This window comes from Pseudomonas sp. MYb327, from assembly GCF_040438925.1.
Lineage (GTDB): Bacteria > Pseudomonadota > Gammaproteobacteria > Pseudomonadales > Pseudomonadaceae > Aquipseudomonas.
The window spans coordinates 5,898,060-5,913,643 of record NZ_CP159258.1; the positions used below are offsets into that span (position 1 = coordinate 5,898,060).

At 60.3% G+C, this 15,584-nt stretch carries 15 protein-coding genes; 3 read left to right on the forward strand and 12 right to left on the reverse strand.

Features of this window, described 5'->3' with window-relative positions; genetic code table 11:
- Window positions 1-69: 69 nt before the first annotated feature.
- The 3 genes from holA to leuS all read right to left on the reverse strand — a co-directional run bounded on the left by holA (window position 70) and on the right by leuS (window position 4,447).
- Window positions 70-1,107, reverse strand: a complete 1,038-nt coding sequence (gene holA / locus ABVN21_RS26715) for a DNA polymerase III subunit delta (protein ID WP_339555899.1) — start codon at window positions 1,105-1,107, stop codon at window positions 70-72.
- 39 nt (window positions 1,108-1,146) lie between these two features.
- Window positions 1,147-1,752, reverse strand: coding sequence for an LPS assembly lipoprotein LptE (gene lptE, locus ABVN21_RS26720; RefSeq protein ID WP_339555900.1), 606 nt, complete (start codon window positions 1,750-1,752; stop codon window positions 1,147-1,149).
- Window positions 1,753-1,840: 88 nt separating this feature from the next.
- A complete protein-coding gene (gene leuS, locus ABVN21_RS26725; protein WP_339555901.1) occupies window positions 1,841-4,447 on the reverse strand; it encodes a leucine--tRNA ligase in 2,607 nt (868 codons plus the stop codon).
- Between the two features lie 280 nt (window positions 4,448-4,727).
- Here leuS and ABVN21_RS26730 point away from each other — a divergent pair, with 280 nt between their 5' ends.
- Both ABVN21_RS26730 and ABVN21_RS26735 read left to right on the forward strand, forming a co-directional pair.
- Window positions 4,728-5,048 carry a hypothetical protein gene (locus tag ABVN21_RS26730; RefSeq protein WP_339555902.1) on the forward strand — a complete coding sequence of 107 codons (321 nt, stop codon included), beginning with the start codon at window positions 4,728-4,730 and terminating at the stop codon, window positions 5,046-5,048.
- A gap of 107 nt (window positions 5,049-5,155) precedes the next feature.
- The gene (locus ABVN21_RS26735) at window positions 5,156-5,917 is read left to right on the forward strand and encodes a YdcF family protein (RefSeq protein ID WP_339555903.1); all 762 of its coding nucleotides are present in this window, start codon (window positions 5,156-5,158) and stop codon (window positions 5,915-5,917) included.
- A 75-nt stretch (window positions 5,918-5,992) separates the two neighbouring features.
- Here the strand turns inward: ABVN21_RS26735 and lnt are convergent, their stop codons facing one another.
- The 5 genes from lnt to miaB form a co-directional block, all read right to left on the reverse strand.
- A complete protein-coding gene (gene lnt / locus ABVN21_RS26740) occupies window positions 5,993-7,516 on the reverse strand; it encodes an apolipoprotein N-acyltransferase (protein WP_339555904.1) in 1,524 nt (507 codons plus the stop codon).
- 15 nt (window positions 7,517-7,531) lie between these two features.
- Window positions 7,532-8,371, reverse strand: coding sequence for an HlyC/CorC family transporter (locus ABVN21_RS26745; RefSeq protein ID WP_016773041.1), 840 nt, complete (start codon window positions 8,369-8,371; stop codon window positions 7,532-7,534).
- A gap of 5 nt (window positions 8,372-8,376) precedes the next feature.
- A complete protein-coding gene (gene ybeY / locus ABVN21_RS26750) occupies window positions 8,377-8,871 on the reverse strand; it encodes an rRNA maturation RNase YbeY (protein WP_339555905.1) in 495 nt (164 codons plus the stop codon).
- Window positions 8,864-9,871 carry a PhoH family protein gene (locus tag ABVN21_RS26755; protein ID WP_339555906.1) on the reverse strand — a complete coding sequence of 336 codons (1,008 nt, stop codon included), beginning with the start codon at window positions 9,869-9,871 and terminating at the stop codon, window positions 8,864-8,866. Before ABVN21_RS26755 ends, ybeY begins: the two co-directional genes overlap by 8 nt.
- A gap of 213 nt (window positions 9,872-10,084) precedes the next feature.
- Complete coding sequence (miaB, locus tag ABVN21_RS26760; protein WP_339555907.1) at window positions 10,085-11,413, reverse strand: tRNA (N6-isopentenyl adenosine(37)-C2)-methylthiotransferase MiaB; 1,329 nt, start codon at window positions 11,411-11,413, stop codon at window positions 10,085-10,087.
- 135 nt (window positions 11,414-11,548) lie between these two features.
- On the opposite strand from miaB, the gene ABVN21_RS26765 reads away from it, so the two are divergent.
- Window positions 11,549-11,878, forward strand: coding sequence for a DUF1820 family protein (locus tag ABVN21_RS26765; RefSeq protein WP_003185742.1), 330 nt, complete (start codon window positions 11,549-11,551; stop codon window positions 11,876-11,878).
- A 166-nt stretch (window positions 11,879-12,044) separates the two neighbouring features.
- Here the strand turns inward: ABVN21_RS26765 and ABVN21_RS26770 are convergent, their stop codons facing one another.
- The 4 genes from ABVN21_RS26770 to ABVN21_RS26785 all read right to left on the reverse strand — a co-directional run bounded on the left by ABVN21_RS26770 (window position 12,045) and on the right by ABVN21_RS26785 (window position 15,572).
- Window positions 12,045-12,599, reverse strand: coding sequence for a tetratricopeptide repeat protein (locus tag ABVN21_RS26770; protein WP_034148142.1), 555 nt, complete (start codon window positions 12,597-12,599; stop codon window positions 12,045-12,047).
- Between the two features lie 225 nt (window positions 12,600-12,824).
- A complete protein-coding gene (gene hemL / locus ABVN21_RS26775) occupies window positions 12,825-14,108 on the reverse strand; it encodes a glutamate-1-semialdehyde 2,1-aminomutase (RefSeq protein ID WP_339555908.1) in 1,284 nt (427 codons plus the stop codon).
- A 10-nt stretch (window positions 14,109-14,118) separates the two neighbouring features.
- Window positions 14,119-14,742 (reverse strand): thiamine phosphate synthase, encoded by a 624-nt coding sequence (thiE, locus tag ABVN21_RS26780; RefSeq protein WP_339555909.1) that lies wholly within the window; start codon window positions 14,740-14,742, stop codon window positions 14,119-14,121.
- A gap of 32 nt (window positions 14,743-14,774) precedes the next feature.
- Window positions 14,775-15,572: a hydroxymethylpyrimidine/phosphomethylpyrimidine kinase gene (locus ABVN21_RS26785; RefSeq protein WP_034148145.1), complete on the reverse strand. Its 798-nt coding sequence runs from the start codon at window positions 15,570-15,572 to the stop codon at window positions 14,775-14,777.
- Between the last annotated feature and the right edge of the window lie 12 nt (window positions 15,573-15,584).

Below are 15,584 nucleotides of genomic sequence, written 5' to 3' on the forward strand. Positions count from 1 at the left end.
AAATGCTCGGCGTCTGGTTGGGGTTGCTTCGTAACCCAGCGGGAGCAAGCTCCCTTGCCACAAAAAGCCTTATTCGGCAGGTAATGTCAGACGCTGACCAGCCATCAACAACGACAACCGACTCAAACTCATCCACGGCGAACCGGCCGCCTGGCCCTTGATTTGCGCGTCGATGCGCTGCGCTTCGAGAAGCAACTGCGCCCAGCGTTGCGCCGAATAGCGTTGCAGGGCCTTGCTCATCAGTGGTTTGCGCTTGTCCCAGACCGGCGGTCGGGCCTGGCTGAAGGCTTTATCCAAGGGCACACCTTGGCTGTACTGCAGCGACAAATTAGCCAGAAGGCGCAGTTCCCTGGCCAGGGCCCAGAGAATGACCGGTGGCTCGACACCTTCACCGCGCAACCCTTCGAGCATGCGCAGGGCGTGGGCGGCTTCACCGTTGAGAATCGCGTCGGTCAGCCCAAAGACATCGAAACGCGCACTGTCGGCTACCGCCGCCTGCACGGTTTCCACCGTGATCTGACCTTCTTCGGCCATCAGCTTGAGCTTTTCGATTTCCTGGGCCGCCGCCAGCAGGTTGCCCTCGACCCGTGCGGCGATCAGCTCGACAGCGTCCTGGGTGGCGGAAAGTCCTGCCTGGGATAAGCGCTGCCGGATCCAGCTCGGCAGCTGGCTGATATCCACCGGCCAGATCTGCACGAACTGGGTCTGCTGGCCTTCGACCAGCGCCTTGCCCCACTTGGTTTTCTGTGCACTGCCGTCGAGTTTCGGCAGGCTGATCAGTAGCAACGTGTCTTCGGCCGGTCGCGAGCAGTATTCGATGAGCGCAGCAGCACCTTTGTCACCGGGCTTGCCGGATGGCAAACGCAGCTCCAGCAGGCGCTTCTCGGCGAACAGCGACATGCTGGCGCCGGCTTGCAGCAATGTACCCCAGTCGAAACTGGCGTCGGCGGCAAAGACCTGGCGCTCGTCGAAACCCTGTTGACGGGCGGCGCTACGAATAGCGTCCGCAGCTTCCTGGCACAGCAAGGGATCGTCGCCACTGATGACGTAGACCGGCGCGAGGGCGCCTTGCAGGTGTTTGGCGAGTTGGGCGGGAGCGAGCTTCATAAGAGAGGGCGAACGGGGCGCCTGAGCGCCCCGTAAGTCTTATTGCTGCGGCAGTTCGATAGGCGACTGACGCGGCGTTTCCGCTTCAGCCTTTCGCGCCGCTTCCATTGCCGCGGCTTCAGCCTTGGCCTTGGCATCGGCGGTCTGCTGCAGCTGATCCAGTTGGGCTGGGGTCAGTTGTTGCAGGCGCAGCATCATGCGCTGTACCAGTTCGCGACGGGTTTCCCGGCGGGCGTCGGCGGCTTCCTGGTCGGAACCTACAAGGTTGTTGCCGTCATGGATGAAAATCTTCTGCACTTCAAGCTTGTCGCTCAACAGGTCAAGGTCGCCCTGACCACGAATGTCGTAGTTGAGGACTGTGGTCACCTGGTACTCGCCAGTACGACCGGCGCCGGCATAGCTGAGGATGCGCTGGCTTTCCTGTTCGTCGGTCAGCACCAGTTTGTACGGAGCGCCGGTGTAGACCTTGACGCCGCTGCTTTCCAGCACCTGACGCAGTTGCGTCACGGTTTCGCCGTAGGCGTTGCGCGCGCTCAGATCGAGTTCCTTGATCGCCAGTTCGGTGGTGCCGGTGCCGCGCAGATGGAAACCGCAGGCGCTTAACAGGACCGCAAGGCCCATCACCAGCAAGTTGCGTTTGATCATTGTGTTGCTCCCCTTGAAACCAGGTGGGCCGATCAGGCGGCCCGAAAGGTTTTACGCGGCGCCGGGCATGACCTGGCGCCTGATCCAATTAGCTGGCGACGATGTTGACCAGTTTCCCGGGCACCACGATCACTTTTCGAATAGTCAGGCCATCGACGAAACGCAGCACGTTGTCGTTGGCGCGGGCAGCGGCTTCGACTTGTTCACGCGTCGCGCCGGCAGGCATTTCGATCTGGCCGCGCAGCTTGCCGTTGACCTGGATGACCAGCGTCAGGCTGTCCTGCACCAGCGCGCTGTCGTCCAGCACCGGCCAGCCAGCGTCGATCACCGGATCGGCGTGACCCAGTTGATTCCACAGCTCGTGGCTGATGTGCGGCGTGATCGGGGCCAGGAGCAGCGTCACGGTTTCCAGGCCTTCCTGAACCAGTGCGCGATCCTGTTCGGTGCCTTGCGGTGCTTTTTCCAGCACGTTCATCAGCGTCATCACTTGGGCGATGGCGGTATTGAATTTGTGGTTCTGGCCGACGTCGTGGCTGGCCTGTTTGATGGCCTGGTGGATCGAACGGCGAATGGCTTTCTGCTCGTCGTTCAGGTTGGCGACGTCCAGTTTGCCCGGCAGGCCCTGAGTGACGTGCGCTTGAGCCAGACGCCAGACGCGCTTGAGGAAACGATGCGAACCCTCTACGCCGGAGTCGGACCACTCCGCGCTCATGTCAGGTGGCGAGGCGAACATCATGAACAGGCGGCAGGTATCGGCGCCGAACTGATCAATCATCGATTGTGGGTCAACACCGTTGTTCTTCGACTTGGCCATCTTCTCGGTGCCACCGATTTCCACCGGCAGGCCGTCCGCGATTAGCTTGGCGCTGATGACCTTGGCCTTGCTGTCGCGTTCGAGTTCTACGTCCGCCGGGTTGAACCAGGTGTAGGCACCGTTGGCTTCACGACGGTAGTAAGTCTCGGCGATCACCATGCCTTGGGTCAGCAGGTTCTTGAATGGCTCGTTGGAGCTCACCAGGCCTTCATCGCGCATCAGCTTGTGGAAGAAGCGCGCGTAGAGCAGGTGAAGAATCGCGTGTTCGATACCGCCGATGTACTGGTCCACCGGCAACCAGTGGTCGGCCGCCGATTTTTCTACCAGGCCACCTTCAAAGTGCGGCGAGGCGTAGCGGGCGTAGTACCACGAGGACTCGACGAAGGTGTCCATGGTGTCGGTTTCACGCTTGGCAGGCTGGCCGCATTTCGGGCAGCTGCACTCGTAGAACTCGGGCATGCGTGCCAGCGGCGAGCCGGCGCCATCGGGAACGACGTCTTCCGGCAGTACCACAGGCAGTTGGTCTTCCGGCACCGGTACGTCACCGCAGCTGGTGCAGTGGATGATCGGGATCGGGCAGCCCCAGTAGCGCTGGCGGCTGATGCCCCAGTCGCGCAGGCGGAACTGGGTGCGCGAGGCACCGAGGTTTTTCTTGATCAGGGCGACTTCGATGGCATCGAAGGCGCCTGCGAAATCGAGACCGTCGAACTCACCGGAGTTGATCAGCGTGCCGTGCTCGCCGTAGGCGTCTTGCCATGGCGCCGGGTTGGTGTCACCGGAGCTGGTGCGCACCACGGATTTGACCGGCAGGTTGTACTTGAGGGCGAATTCGAAATCGCGCTCGTCGTGGGCCGGAACAGCCATCACCGCACCGTCGCCGTAATGCATCAGCACATAGTTGGCGACCCAGACTGGCAGTTTTTCGCCGGTCAGTGGATGTTCGACGAACAGGCCGGTTGGCAGGCCTTTTTTCTCTTGAGTGGCGACGTCGGCTTCGGCGACGCTGCCGCCCTTGCATTCAGCGATGAACGCTTGCAGCTCGGGATTGTTCTGCGCGGCCAGGCTGGCCAGATGGTGCTCGGCGGCCACAGCGACGTAGGTCGCGCCCATCAGGGTGTCCGGACGGGTAGTAAAGACTTTCAGTGCACCGGTTTCGCCGATGGAATCGACGTCGTACGGGAACTGCACTTCCATGCCGCGGGATTTGCCGATCCAGTTGCGCTGCATGGTCTTGACCTGTTCAGGCCAGCCAGTCAGTTCGTCGAGGCTCTCCAGCAGCTCATCCGCGTAAGCGGTGATCTTGAAGTAGTACATCGGGATTTCGCGCTTTTCGATCAGCGCGCCGGAACGCCATCCGCGACCGTCGATCACCTGTTCGTTGGCCAGGACGGTCTGGTCGACCGGGTCCCAGTTCACGGTGCCGCTTTTTTTGTAGATCACGCCTTTTTCGAACAGGCGAGTGAACAGCCATTGTTCCCAGCGGTAGTAATCAGGCTTGCAGGTGGTCACTTCACGCGACCAGTCCACTGCCAGGCCCAGGCTGCGCAGCTGGGATTTCATGTAGGCGATGTTTTCGTAGGTCCACTTGGCGGGCGCTACGTTGTTCTTCATCGCGGCGTTTTCCGCCGGCATGCCGAAGGCGTCCCAACCCATGGGTTGCAGGACGTTCTTGCCTTGCATGCGCTGATAGCGGGAGATCACGTCGCCGATGGTGTAGTTGCGCACGTGCCCCATGTGTAGCTTGCCGCTGGGGTAAGGGAACATCGACAGGCAGTAGTAAGTCTCCTTGCCTGGCTGTTCACTGACTTCAAAGGACTTTTGCTCGTCCCAGAATTTCTGGGCGGCGGCTTCGATCTCACGGGGCTGATATTGTTCGTGCATGGCTACTTTTGAACTGAATAGGGGTGGCCTAATCCTCTTCAATGCGACGCTGGACGGTGAACGCGCCAATTCGGCGTTTCGGTGTCCAGACGAGCTGGAAGTGGAGTTACAGGAAGCGCCGTAGCATACATGACCGCACTCTATCGAGGGAAACCCTGATTACGGCCGCGCGTCTCGCGAAAACGGCTGCGAGGGCCGTTGGTCGCGGCGTTCAGCCGGTTTGTTCATGGAAGCTAAGCTCTAACTGGGGAGTAGGTCTTATCTTCCAATGAGGTGAGGGATGGTTGAGTCACGGCAAAAAGCTACTAAACCGGAGTTGTACGAAAGACTGATCGATCGTCTTGGAATGGCCCTTGACGCGGCAAAAACCGCTGGCCGTCTGCGTGATGAACGCCCGCTTGAGCTTGAATTGCGTGGCTTGAGCCCCGCAGAGTTTGCCCTGGTCAAGGCGTATCTGGATCGTTGTGAGCGTGAGACGCACGGATGCTTGTCTGAAGCAGTGAAGCAACTCGACGCACCACGTTCGGCCAAGATTATCTGGCTCAAGGACAAAGTACCCGGCAGAGACGCGGTAAAGGTCCGGTCCCTGCAATTCAAGTGAGGGCATAGAGCCGCGCACCATGGGCTTTTTGAAGCATAGTCCTTCCGTATTTATTGTCGCATCGCTTCAACCCACTTAGGCTTCGAGCATCTTCATGGAGATGCTCGATGCCTTTTCGTTATTTCGTGAAACAACTTCTCTTGCCCCCCGGCATTCTGTTGCTTTTGTTGGCGCTTGCCTGGTGGTTGCGTCGCTCGCGTCCGAGGCTCGCCGGTTTGTGCTTTGCTCTGGGGCTGGGCGGTTTCTGGCTGATGAGCCTGCCTGTCGTGGTGCAGTGGAGTGCCAAACTGCTGGAGCGAGAGCCACCGCTCGCGTTGAACGAATGGGCAACGCTGGGGCAGCGCGCTGATGCCATCGTGATTCTGGGCTCGGGACGCGAGAGAGGCGATCCGGCATGGGGCGCCGATCAACCGACCGGGATAGGCCTGGAACGGGAGCGCTATGCGGCGCGCCTGGCCAAGGCTTCGGGCCTGCCGATTCTGACCAGTGGCGGCCTGCATTACGGTACGCCGCCGAGCGAAGCAAAATTGATGGCCGATTCACTGCGCGATGATTTCGGCGTGAACGTGCGTTGGCAGGAAGCACGCAGCCGCACGACCTGGGAAAATGCGCAGTTCAGCGCCGAAGTGTTGTTGCCTGAAGGAATCAAGCGTGTGGTGGTGGTTACGCAAGCCCGGCATATGCCGCGGTCGGTCTGGAGTTTCCGCAAGGCCGGATTTGAAGTAGTGCCTGCGCCGATGGGCTTTCTAGGCGTGGATAACGCCCGGCCGCTGGGTGGCTGGTTGCCAGAGTTCAAGGCGATCTGGCAGAGCGGGCAGTTGTTGAATGAGGCGGTGGGGCAGGTCGGGTATTCGTTGTTTTATCGATAGCCATGGCTGGCAGGCTTTTGTGGCGAGGAAGCAAGCGCCCTCGCCACAAAAGCTCATTCCCTTAGGGGTTGAAAGTCAGACCGTTTTAGCCATCCGGCTCGCAATCAGTGCCCAACCAAACAACAGCACGCAAACAATGATCAGCGGCCACGAACGCCATTGCAGATAAGGCGTCAGGTTGTGCATCGGCACCACTTCGCCATAAAGAATGCCGCGTTCGAACTGCGGAATCTGCGTGGTGATCTGCCCGAACGGGTTGATCAGGCCGGTCACGCCGTTATTGGTGGCGCGGATCATCCAGCGCCCTGCCTCCAGGGCTCGCATCTGAGCCATCTGCAAATGTTGCAGCGGGCCGATGGAGGTGCCGAACCAGGTGTCGTTGCTGATCGTCAGCAGCAGATCGCTCTGGGCGGCGAGGCTCGCGGCAAACTCCGGATACACCACTTCGTAGCAGATGAACGGCGCAATCTGATAGCCCTTGGCTTGCAGCATAGGCTGATCGGCAGGGCCTCGGGCAAAGTCCGACATCGGCAAGTCGAAGAAGGCGATCAGCCCGCGCAGCATATCCTGCAACGGCACGTATTCGCCAAATGGCACCAGTTTTTGCTTGAGGTAAGTGCCATCGCCTTCGCCAACCACAGTGATGCCATTGAAGAAGCGCTTTTCGTGACGCACGACTTCGCGGATCGGTACGCCGGTGATGAATGCCGAATCCCGCTCGGAAGCGAACTTGCCCATCATGCCCAGGTAGCCCTCGGCGGACTCCTTGAGTATCGGGATTGCGGTTTCCGGCCAGATCAACAGGTCGACGCGCTTGGAGCTGAAACTCATGTCGCGGTACAGCGCCAGTTGCGCATTGAGCTGCGCCGGATCCCATTTCATGCTTTGTTCGACGTTGCCCTGAATCGCCGCGACACTCAGCGGTGCGCCCGCAGGGCTGGTCCAGGCGTGGTGCTTGAGTGCCAGGCCGGCGACCCAGGGACCCACCAGTAGCAGGGCACCCATCGCGATGAAAACCTTGCGACCTGTGCGAACCAGGCGCATGCCGTTGTAGATCAGTGCGGCAGTCAGGGCCAGGGTGAAGGAAATCAGCCACATCCCGCCGACAGGTGCGAGCCCGGTCAGTGGGCCGTCGAGTTGGCTGTAACCGGAGTAGAGCCACGGAAAACCCGTGAGGAACCAGCCACGGAATGCCTCTTGGCCGACCCACAGCGCCGCGAAAGCCAAGGCATCGGCCAGCGGCGCTTCGTTACGACGCAGCCAGCGTGCCCAAAGCCAGGCGGGCAGGGCAAAGAACCAGGCGATCGCGGCCGTGAAGATCAGCATCAGGAACCCGGCCAGCAGCACTGAAGCGCCGCCGAAGTGGTGAATGCTGTAATAAATCCAGCTCGTGCCGGCGCCAAACAGGCCGAAACCGAAACACCATCCACGACCCAAGGCCTGACGAGGGCTCAGTTCACGCAAGCCGGCATAGAAAAGCCCGACCGCCAGCAATGCCAGCGGCCAGATGTCGAATGGCGCCAGGGCCAGGGTGGTGATTGCACCGGCCGCCACGGCCAGCAGGTTACCGGGCCAGCCGGGGCGGGTTGTCCAGCGCATTTCAATCCTTAGGTTTTACCGGGCGATAGGTGTCAGTCGCAGCAAATGAATGCGACGACTGTCGGCATTCAGGATGCGGAAGCGATAGGCGCCGATTTCAGTGATTTCGTTGCGTTTTGGCAAGTGCCCGAATGCGCTCATCACCAGGCCGCCGACGGTGTCGAACTCATCGTCGGAGAACTCGCTGTCGAAGAACTCGTTGAAGTTCTCGATCGGCGTCAGGGCCTTGATCAGGAAATCACCGCTTGGCAGCGGCTTGATGTAGCTGTCTTCCTCGACGTCATGCTCGTCTTCGATATCGCCGACGATTTGCTCCAGCACGTCTTCAATGGTCACCAGGCCGGCCACGCCGCCGTATTCGTCGATGACGATGGCCATGTGGTTGTGGTTGGCGCGGAACTCACGCAGCAGCACGTTCAATCGCTTGGACTCCGGCACGAAAGTGGCCGGGCGCAGCAGATCCTTGATGTTGAAGCTGTCGCCGTTCTCCTTGAGGATCAACGGCAGCAAATCCTTGGCCAGCAACACGCCCATCACGTCATCGTGGCTTTCGCCGATCACCGGGTAGCGGGAGTGTGCCGAGTCGACCACGGCAGGCAGGAACTCGCGGGGTGTCTGGGTCGCCTTGATGCTGACCATCTGCGAGCGCGGGACCATGATGTCCCGAACTTGCAGGTCAGCGACCTGGATGGCGCCTTCGACGATGGCCAGCGCTTCGCTGTCCAACAGTTTGTTCTGGTGTGCGTCGCGCAGCAGCTCCAGCAGCTCCTGGCGGTTTTTCGGCTCGTGGGCAAAAGCCTGGGTGAGCTTACCCAGCCAAGACTTCTGCCCGTTGCTCGATCGATCTTCGCTCATAGCGATTACTCTGAATCCTTTGTTATTTCGGTAAGGGGGACTTCAATTTCGTCATCCGCGTACGGATCGGGATAGCCCAGTTCTGCAAGCAACGTTCGTTCCAGTGCTTCCATCTCTTCGGCTTCGTCATCATCAATATGGTCGTAACCCAGCAGATGCAAGCAGCCGTGAATCACCAGATGCGCCCAATGGGCCTTGAGTTCCTTGCCCTGTTCGGCGGCTTCACGCTCGACCACCGCCACGCAGATCACCAGATCGCCCAGCAGAGGGATGTCGAGAAACTCGTCCGGCACATCGGCGGGGAATGACAAGACGTTAGTGGCGTAATCCTTTTGCCGCCAGGTGTTATTCAGCTCGCGGCCTTCGGCTTCGTCGACCAGGCGAATGGTCATCTCGGAGTCGGCGGTACGCTGGCGCAGAGCCAGTTCGCACCATTGGCGGAACTCGGCTTCGCTGGGGGCGGGCGCTTCGGTCGCGATTTGCAGATCAAGCTCAAGCATCGCGGCGGCTGTCCTTGGCGGCAGCATCATCGGCCGCTTTGGTTTCGAAGCGCTCGTAGGCCTCGACAATCCGCTGCACCAATGGATGGCGCACAACGTCCTTGGGCTGGAAGTGCGTGAAGCTGATACCCGGCACATCTTTCAAGACTTCGATCACGTGGTGCAGCCCGGACTTGGTGCCGCGAGGCAGGTCGACCTGGGTGATGTCACCGGTGATAACCGCAGTCGAGCCGAAGCCGATCCGGGTCAGGAACATTTTCATTTGCTCGACGGTGGTGTTCTGGCTTTCGTCGAGAATGATGAAGCTGTTGTTCAGCGTCCGGCCGCGCATATAAGCCAGTGGAGCAACTTCGATCACTTGGCGTTCGATAAGCTTGGCCACGTATTCGAAGCCGAGCATTTCGTAGAGCGCGTCGTAGAGCGGGCGCAGGTACGGGTCGATCTTCTGGCTCAGGTCGCCGGGCAGGAAACCTAGTTTTTCGCCGGCCTCGACCGCCGGACGAACCAGCAGGATGCGACGGATTTGCTCGCGTTCCAGCGCATCCACCGCGCAGGCAACGGCCAGATAGGTCTTGCCGGTACCGGCCGGGCCAATGCCGAAGTTGATGTCGTTACCGAGGATTTCCTTCACGTAGCGCAGCTGATTCAAGCCGCGAGGGCGAATCATGCCTTTCTTGGTGCGCAGGGCGACGGACGGTTCGGCGGGCGAGTGGTTTTCGAGTGCCTCGACGGCGGATTCCTGCAGGAACAGGTGAACCATGTCCGGCGACAGCTCGGTACCCTTGGTTTCCCGGTACAGGCGGCGCAGAAGGTTTTCCGCGGAGGTGGTGTGTTTGGGCTCGCCAATCAGCTCGAACTGGTTTCCGCGGTTGCGGATCTCGATGGTCAGGCGTTGTTCGATCAAGCGCAAATGCTCGTCGAATTGCCCGCACAGATTGGCGAAGCGGCGAGCCTCAAAAGGCTCGAGGATGAAACGATGTGGTTCGATGGGTGCGTTCAAGGTCGTATTTAGCCGCCCTGGGGCAATAGTGATGAGTTCAAGGATAGCGCCAGTGGCGTGGGTGCGAAAGCTCTTAAATGGATCAACCCATTCTCAAGAACAATGCATTTCACTGTGGGAGCTGGCTTGCCAGCGATGGCGATGTAACTGGCGACATCACTGTCGGGCTTGCTGGCCCAATCGCTGGCAAGCCAGCTCCCACAGGGATCGGTGTTATTGAATCAGCGAGCCGCGCAGCGAGTGCGGTTGTGCGGCATCGATGTGCACATCGGCGAACTGGCCGATCAAGGTCGGATTGTCGCAGCGGAAATTGACGATACGGTTATTCTCGGTCCGGCCTTGCAACTCGCCCGGGTCTTTTTTCGAATAATCGGTCACCAGAATCCGCTGGATCGAACCGACCATTTGTCGGCTGATCTCGAAACCTTGCTGGTTCAGGCGATGTTGCAGGGCGTTCAGTCGCTCTTTTTTCAGTTCTTCCGGCGTTTCGTCGGCCAGATCGGCGGCTGGTGTGCCCGGGCGCTGGCTGTAGACGAACGAGTAGGAGAAGTCGAAACCCACGTCCTGAATCAGCTTCATGGTCTGTTCGAAGTCTTTCTCGGTTTCGCCGGGGAAGCCGACGATAAAGTCCGAACTGATGCAAATGCCCGGCACGGCAGCCCGCAGCTTGCGCAGTTTGGATTTGTATTCCAGTGCGGTGTGATTGCGCTTCATCGCCGCGAGGATGCGGTCCGACCCCGATTGCACCGGCAAGTGCAGGTGTTTGACCAACTCCGGCACTTCGGCGTGGGCCTGGATCAGGCTGTCGGAAAATTCCAGCGGGTGCGAAGTGGTGTAGCGGATGCGGTCGATGCCATCGACGGCGGCGACCACCCGGATCAGCTCGGCCAGATCGGCCAGGCGACCGTCGTGGGTGGTGCCACGATAACCGTTGACGTTCTGCCCCAGCAACGTCACTTCGCGCACGCCGTGTTCAGCCAGGTGGATGATCTCGGCGATCACGTCGTCGAACGGTCGGCTGACTTCTTCGCCGCGGGTGTAAGGCACCACGCAGAACGTGCAGTACTTGCTGCAACCTTCCATCACCGAAACGTAAGCGCTAGGGCCGTCGATGCGCGGCTCTGGCAGGTGGTCGAATTTTTCGATTTCCGGGAACGAGACGTCGACTTGCGGCAATTTGCTGCTGCGTGCGGCGTCGATCATTTCCGGCAGACGGTGCAGCGTTTGCGGGCCGAACACCACGTCAACATAGGGGGCGCGATCACGAATGGCGGCGCCTTCCTGGCTGGCCACGCAGCCGCCGACGGCGATAACCATGTCCGGGTTAGCCAGTTTCAGCTCGCGCCAGCGGCCGAGTTGCGAGTAGACACGGTCCTGGGCGCGCTCGCGAATCGAGCAAGTGTTGAGCAGGATCACGTCGGCGTCTTCAGCGCGGGCGGTCACTTCCAGGGCCTGGTGTTCGCCCAGCAGATCGACCATGCGCGAGCTGTCGTACTCGTTCATCTGGCAACCGTGGGTTTCGATGTAAAGCTTCTTGGCCATGGAAAGAGTCATCACGTGATTCAAAGAACCGCGCATTATAGGGAACATGTACCCAGGTTCCTACCGCTGCGCGTCCGACGGCTATGCTATAGTTCGCGCCCTCTTTTTTATCCCTCGATGTGTTACCCGCCCACCATGACCAAACGTGAAGCTCCAATCTACAAGGTGATTTTCCTCAACCAGGGCCAGGTGTTCGAAATGTACGCCAAGCAGATCTATCAAAGTGATCTGTGGGGCTTTCTGGAAGTGGAAGAGTTCGTCTTTGGCGAGCGCACGCAAGTGGTCGTCGATCCGAGCGAAGAAAAGCTCAAGGCTCAGTTCGAAGGCGTGGTACGCAGTTTTGTGCCGATGCATTCGATCGTGCGCATCGATGAAGTCGAGCGCCTGGGCACGCCAAAAATCAGCGAAGCCCGCGGTGCGGTCGGCAATGTCATGCCGTTTCCGATGCCGATGCCTGAGAAGTAAAACGCTACAGCGCTTTCTGTGGCGAGGGAGCTTGCTCCCGCTGGGCTGCGCAGCAGTCGTAAAGCCAGGCAATGCGGTGTATCAGATGAGCCGTAGTTGCAGCAATCAGGGCCGCTTCGCGCCCCAGCAGGAGCAAGCGCCCTCGCCACAGGGGACGGCTATCAATTCAGGGTAATGGCGAGAACGGCGTGCGCCCATCGGCGCTCTGCAATTCCATCAGGTATTTGCGGAAAATTTGCCCGAGCACCTGGGTGGCAACTTCGAGTTCTTCGCGGGGCATTTTCTCGGTGACTTCATCGGCGGTGTCCAGCGCATCTTCGGCACCATTGACCGCTGCCATTTTCAGCAGGATGTATGCCTGAATGTTATTGGCCGGTACGCCTTCGCCGTGAAAAAACATGCTGCCGAGTTTGAATTGCGCCTGGGCGTGGCCTTGCAATGAGGCCTTTTCGAAATAGCTCAGGGCTTGATTGAGGTCGCGCGGGGTGTTTTTGCCTTCGTAGTAGAACTCACCCAACTCGTATTGTGCTTGCGCATCCCCTTCATCCGACGCTTTTTGGCAGGCGGCGAGCGCCTGTGCCAGGTCTTGCGGCTGGGTATTGAGGGTGCAACGACCCATCGCTGGGATTAACAACGAGTTACCGCCTGCTTGTGCGAGCGCGAGCAGGGGCTGAAGGAGCAACAGGCAGCCCAGTGAAAGGGCGCGGCCGGTGCGGTTCATGGGAATCGACTTACCTCTGAAGGGCGCGCGGACCCATCGAGGGGATCCAATAAGCGCGCATTATGAAATAAGCAGGGCCAACCTTACAAAGTCTTTACTCGTTTTTCTGCTGCGCGGGAAATATATCGCCCACTTTGCGGGAGATTACAGGCAGATGAGTAAGAAAAAACGCGGGAATGCAGGTGAAAGCTGACGCTGGCCATGGCCAACGTCAGCATGACAGCGTTATTTCAGTGCGGCGAATGCGCGCTCGGCGGCATCCAGAGTCAACTTCAGTTCGGCGTCGCCGTGGGCGATCGAGGTGAAGCCGGCTTCGAATGCGCTCGGTGCCAGGTACACACCGCCTTCCAGCATCAAGTGGAAGAAACGACCGAAGAGGGCTGCGTCGCTGGCCATCACATCATCGAAGGTCACGATGTCGTCGGCGCCGCTGAAGTACAGACCGAACATGCCGCCGGCCTGAGTGGTCACGAACGGAATGCCCGCGGCATCGGCACGTACTTGCAGGCCGTCGAGCAGGCGGGTGGTGTAGTCGGTCAGATCGTCGTGGAAACCTGGGCGGCTGATCAGGCGCAGGGTGGTCAGGCCGGCCGCCATCGCCAACGGGTTACCCGACAACGTACCGGCCTGATAGACCGGACCCAGCGGCGCGATGCGCTGCATGATTTCGCGTTTGCCGCCGAAGCAGCCGACCGGCATGCCGCCACCGATGATCTTGCCGAAGGTGGTCAGGTCAGGCGTGACGCCGTAGTGCGCCTGGGCACCGCCGAGGGCGACACGGAAACCGGTCATCACTTCGTCGAAGATCAACACCACGCCGTGCTTGTCGCACAGGGTCCGCAGGCCTTCGAGGAAACCCGGTGCTGGCGGGACGCAGTTCATGTTGCCGGCCACTGGCTCGACAATGATGCAGGCCACGTCCTGACCGACTTCGGCGAGCATGGCTTCAACGGCGTCGATGTCGTTGAACGGCAGGGTCAGGGTGTGCTTGGCAAACGCCGCCGGCACGCCGGCCGAGCTCGGCACGCCTTGGGTCAGGGCGCCGGAGCCGGCCTTGACCAGCAGGCTGTCGGAGTGGCCGTGGTAGCAGCCTTCGAATTTGATAATGCTGTCGCGGCCGGTGAAACCACGGGCCAGGCGGATGGCGCTCATGGTTGCTTCGGTGCCGGAGCTGACCATGCGCACCATTTCCATCGACGGCACGAGCGAGCACACCAGATCAGCCATCTGGGTTTCCATCTCGGTCGGCGCACCGTAGGACAAACCGTGTTCCAGTTGCTTGCGTACCGCATCCAGCACGTCTGGATGGCTGTGGCCGAGGATCATTGGGCCCCAGGAGCCGACGTAATCCACGTAGCGCTTGTTGTCTTCGTCGGTAACATAGGCACCTTCGGCGTGCTTGAAGAACAACGGCGTGCCGCCAACGCTCTTGAACGCGCGGACCGGCGAGTTCACACCACCGGGAATGTGTTTCTGGGCATTGGCAAACAGGGTTTCGGAACGAGACATGATCGGGCTCTCAGACTTTTAGTAATTCGTTGAATGCGCGAGCGCGGCGGGTCACTTCAGCCGTACTCTCGGCGCCAAACAGGCCATGTACCACGGCTAGCAGATCGACGCCGTGGGCCACCAGCGGGGCGGCGTTTTCCAGGGTGATGCCACCGATTGCGCAAACAGGCAGGTGCAATTTGCTGCGGGCCTGATCGAGCAGTTCGAGGCTGCAAGTCGGCGCGCCGGGTTTGGTGTTGGAGTTGAAAAAGCGGCCGAAGGCGACGTAAGTGGCGCCTTCTCTGGCGGCTTGCTCGGCCAGTTCGACTTGCGCGTGGCACGTCGAGCCGATGATGGCTTTGGAGCCGAGCAGCGCACGAGTCGGGGACAACGGACCATCGGTTTGGCCCAAGTGCACGCCAACGTTCAGGCGTGCCGCCAGTTCGGCATCGTCATTGATGATCAGCTGCGTTTTGTAGCGTTCGCACAAATCGCGCAAGGCTTCGGCCTCGCGCAGCCGACGGGCCTCATCGCTGCTCTTGTCGCGGTACTGGAGCAGGGTGACGCCGCCTTCCAGCGCCGCCTCCACGTACGAAAGAAATTTACCGGCCAGCAACTGGCTGTCGGTAATGGCGTACAGGCCACGTAGTTTCATCAAGCAAGCCTCACCGCAGTGCTAATGGAAAGTTACGAACAGAAGTCCAGCGGCAGGCGGCGTGGCACGAATTGGCCTTTGCCCAGCTGCTCGGCATCGCGCAGGGTGCGCCACGTGTAGTTAAGCGCGGTCTGAACGGCACTGGCGAGGTTTTCACCCTGGGCCAGACGACCGGCAAGCGCACTGGCCAGCGTGCAGCCCGAACCGTGATAACTGCCCGGCAAGCGCTGGCAGGTGAAGGTGTCGCGGTGACCATCGCGGCTGTAGAGGCGATTGTGAATTTCGGTTTCGTCGCCATGGCCGCCGGTGATCAGCAGGTGTTTGACGAAGGGCAGGAGCTTTTCAGCGCACTCGTCCGCGGTGCCTTCGGGCAGTTCGGCGAGGATGCGGGCTTCAGGAAGGTTGGGGGTGGCGATGATCGACAGCGGCAGCAGGCGTTCGCGCATGGCGTAACCCACTTCGTCCTTGCCCAGGCGTCCGCCGCCGCCGGCGCGCAGCACCGGGTCGCAGACCACTGGCAAATGCGGGTGCGCTGAAAGCAGTTCGACCACGGTGTCGACCATTTCCAGGGAACCGAGCATGCCCAGTTTGACCGCTGCGACTTCGGAATCGTTGAGCACGGCGTTGGCCTGGGCCAACACCCACTCACGGTCGAGGACACGGAAGTCAGTGACATTGACCGTGTCTTGCACGGTCAGGGCGGTGACGGCCGGAGCCGCATGGCAACCCTGCGCGAGCAGGGCTTCGATATCTGCCTGCAAGCCGGCGCCACCACTTGGGTCGTGGCCGGAAAGACAGAGGACAACGGGGCGAGAGCTGTAGATATTCATGGTGCGCGAGCT

What these genes read in the sequence shown, in the direction of transcription:
- holA (WP_339555899.1), bottom strand. Translation starts at nt 1,107, where the DNA reads ATGAAGCTCGCTCCCGCCCAACTCGCCAAACACCTGCAAGGCGCCCTC.
- ABVN21_RS26730 (WP_339555902.1), top strand. Translation starts at nt 4,728, where the DNA reads ATGGTTGAGTCACGGCAAAAAGCTACTAAACCGGAGTTGTACGAAAGA.
- lptE (WP_339555900.1), bottom strand. Translation starts at nt 1,752, where the DNA reads ATGATCAAACGCAACTTGCTGGTGATGGGCCTTGCGGTCCTGTTAAGC.
- ABVN21_RS26785 (WP_034148145.1), bottom strand. Translation starts at nt 15,572, where the DNA reads ATGAATATCTACAGCTCTCGCCCCGTTGTCCTCTGTCTTTCCGGCCAC.
- thiE (WP_339555909.1), bottom strand. Translation starts at nt 14,742, where the DNA reads ATGAAACTACGTGGCCTGTACGCCATTACCGACAGCCAGTTGCTGGCC.
- ABVN21_RS26735 (WP_339555903.1), top strand. Translation starts at nt 5,156, where the DNA reads ATGCCTTTTCGTTATTTCGTGAAACAACTTCTCTTGCCCCCCGGCATT.
- ABVN21_RS26765 (WP_003185742.1), top strand. Translation starts at nt 11,549, where the DNA reads ATGACCAAACGTGAAGCTCCAATCTACAAGGTGATTTTCCTCAACCAG.
- ABVN21_RS26770 (WP_034148142.1), bottom strand. Translation starts at nt 12,599, where the DNA reads ATGAACCGCACCGGCCGCGCCCTTTCACTGGGCTGCCTGTTGCTCCTT.
- hemL (WP_339555908.1), bottom strand. Translation starts at nt 14,108, where the DNA reads ATGTCTCGTTCCGAAACCCTGTTTGCCAATGCCCAGAAACACATTCCC.
- leuS (WP_339555901.1), bottom strand. Translation starts at nt 4,447, where the DNA reads ATGCACGAACAATATCAGCCCCGTGAGATCGAAGCCGCCGCCCAGAAA.
- lnt (WP_339555904.1), bottom strand. Translation starts at nt 7,516, where the DNA reads ATGCGCTGGACAACCCGCCCCGGCTGGCCCGGTAACCTGCTGGCCGTG.
- ABVN21_RS26745 (WP_016773041.1), bottom strand. Translation starts at nt 8,371, where the DNA reads ATGAGCGAAGATCGATCGAGCAACGGGCAGAAGTCTTGGCTGGGTAAG.
- ybeY (WP_339555905.1), bottom strand. Translation starts at nt 8,871, where the DNA reads ATGCTTGAGCTTGATCTGCAAATCGCGACCGAAGCGCCCGCCCCCAGC.
- miaB (WP_339555907.1), bottom strand. Translation starts at nt 11,413, where the DNA reads ATGGCCAAGAAGCTTTACATCGAAACCCACGGTTGCCAGATGAACGAG.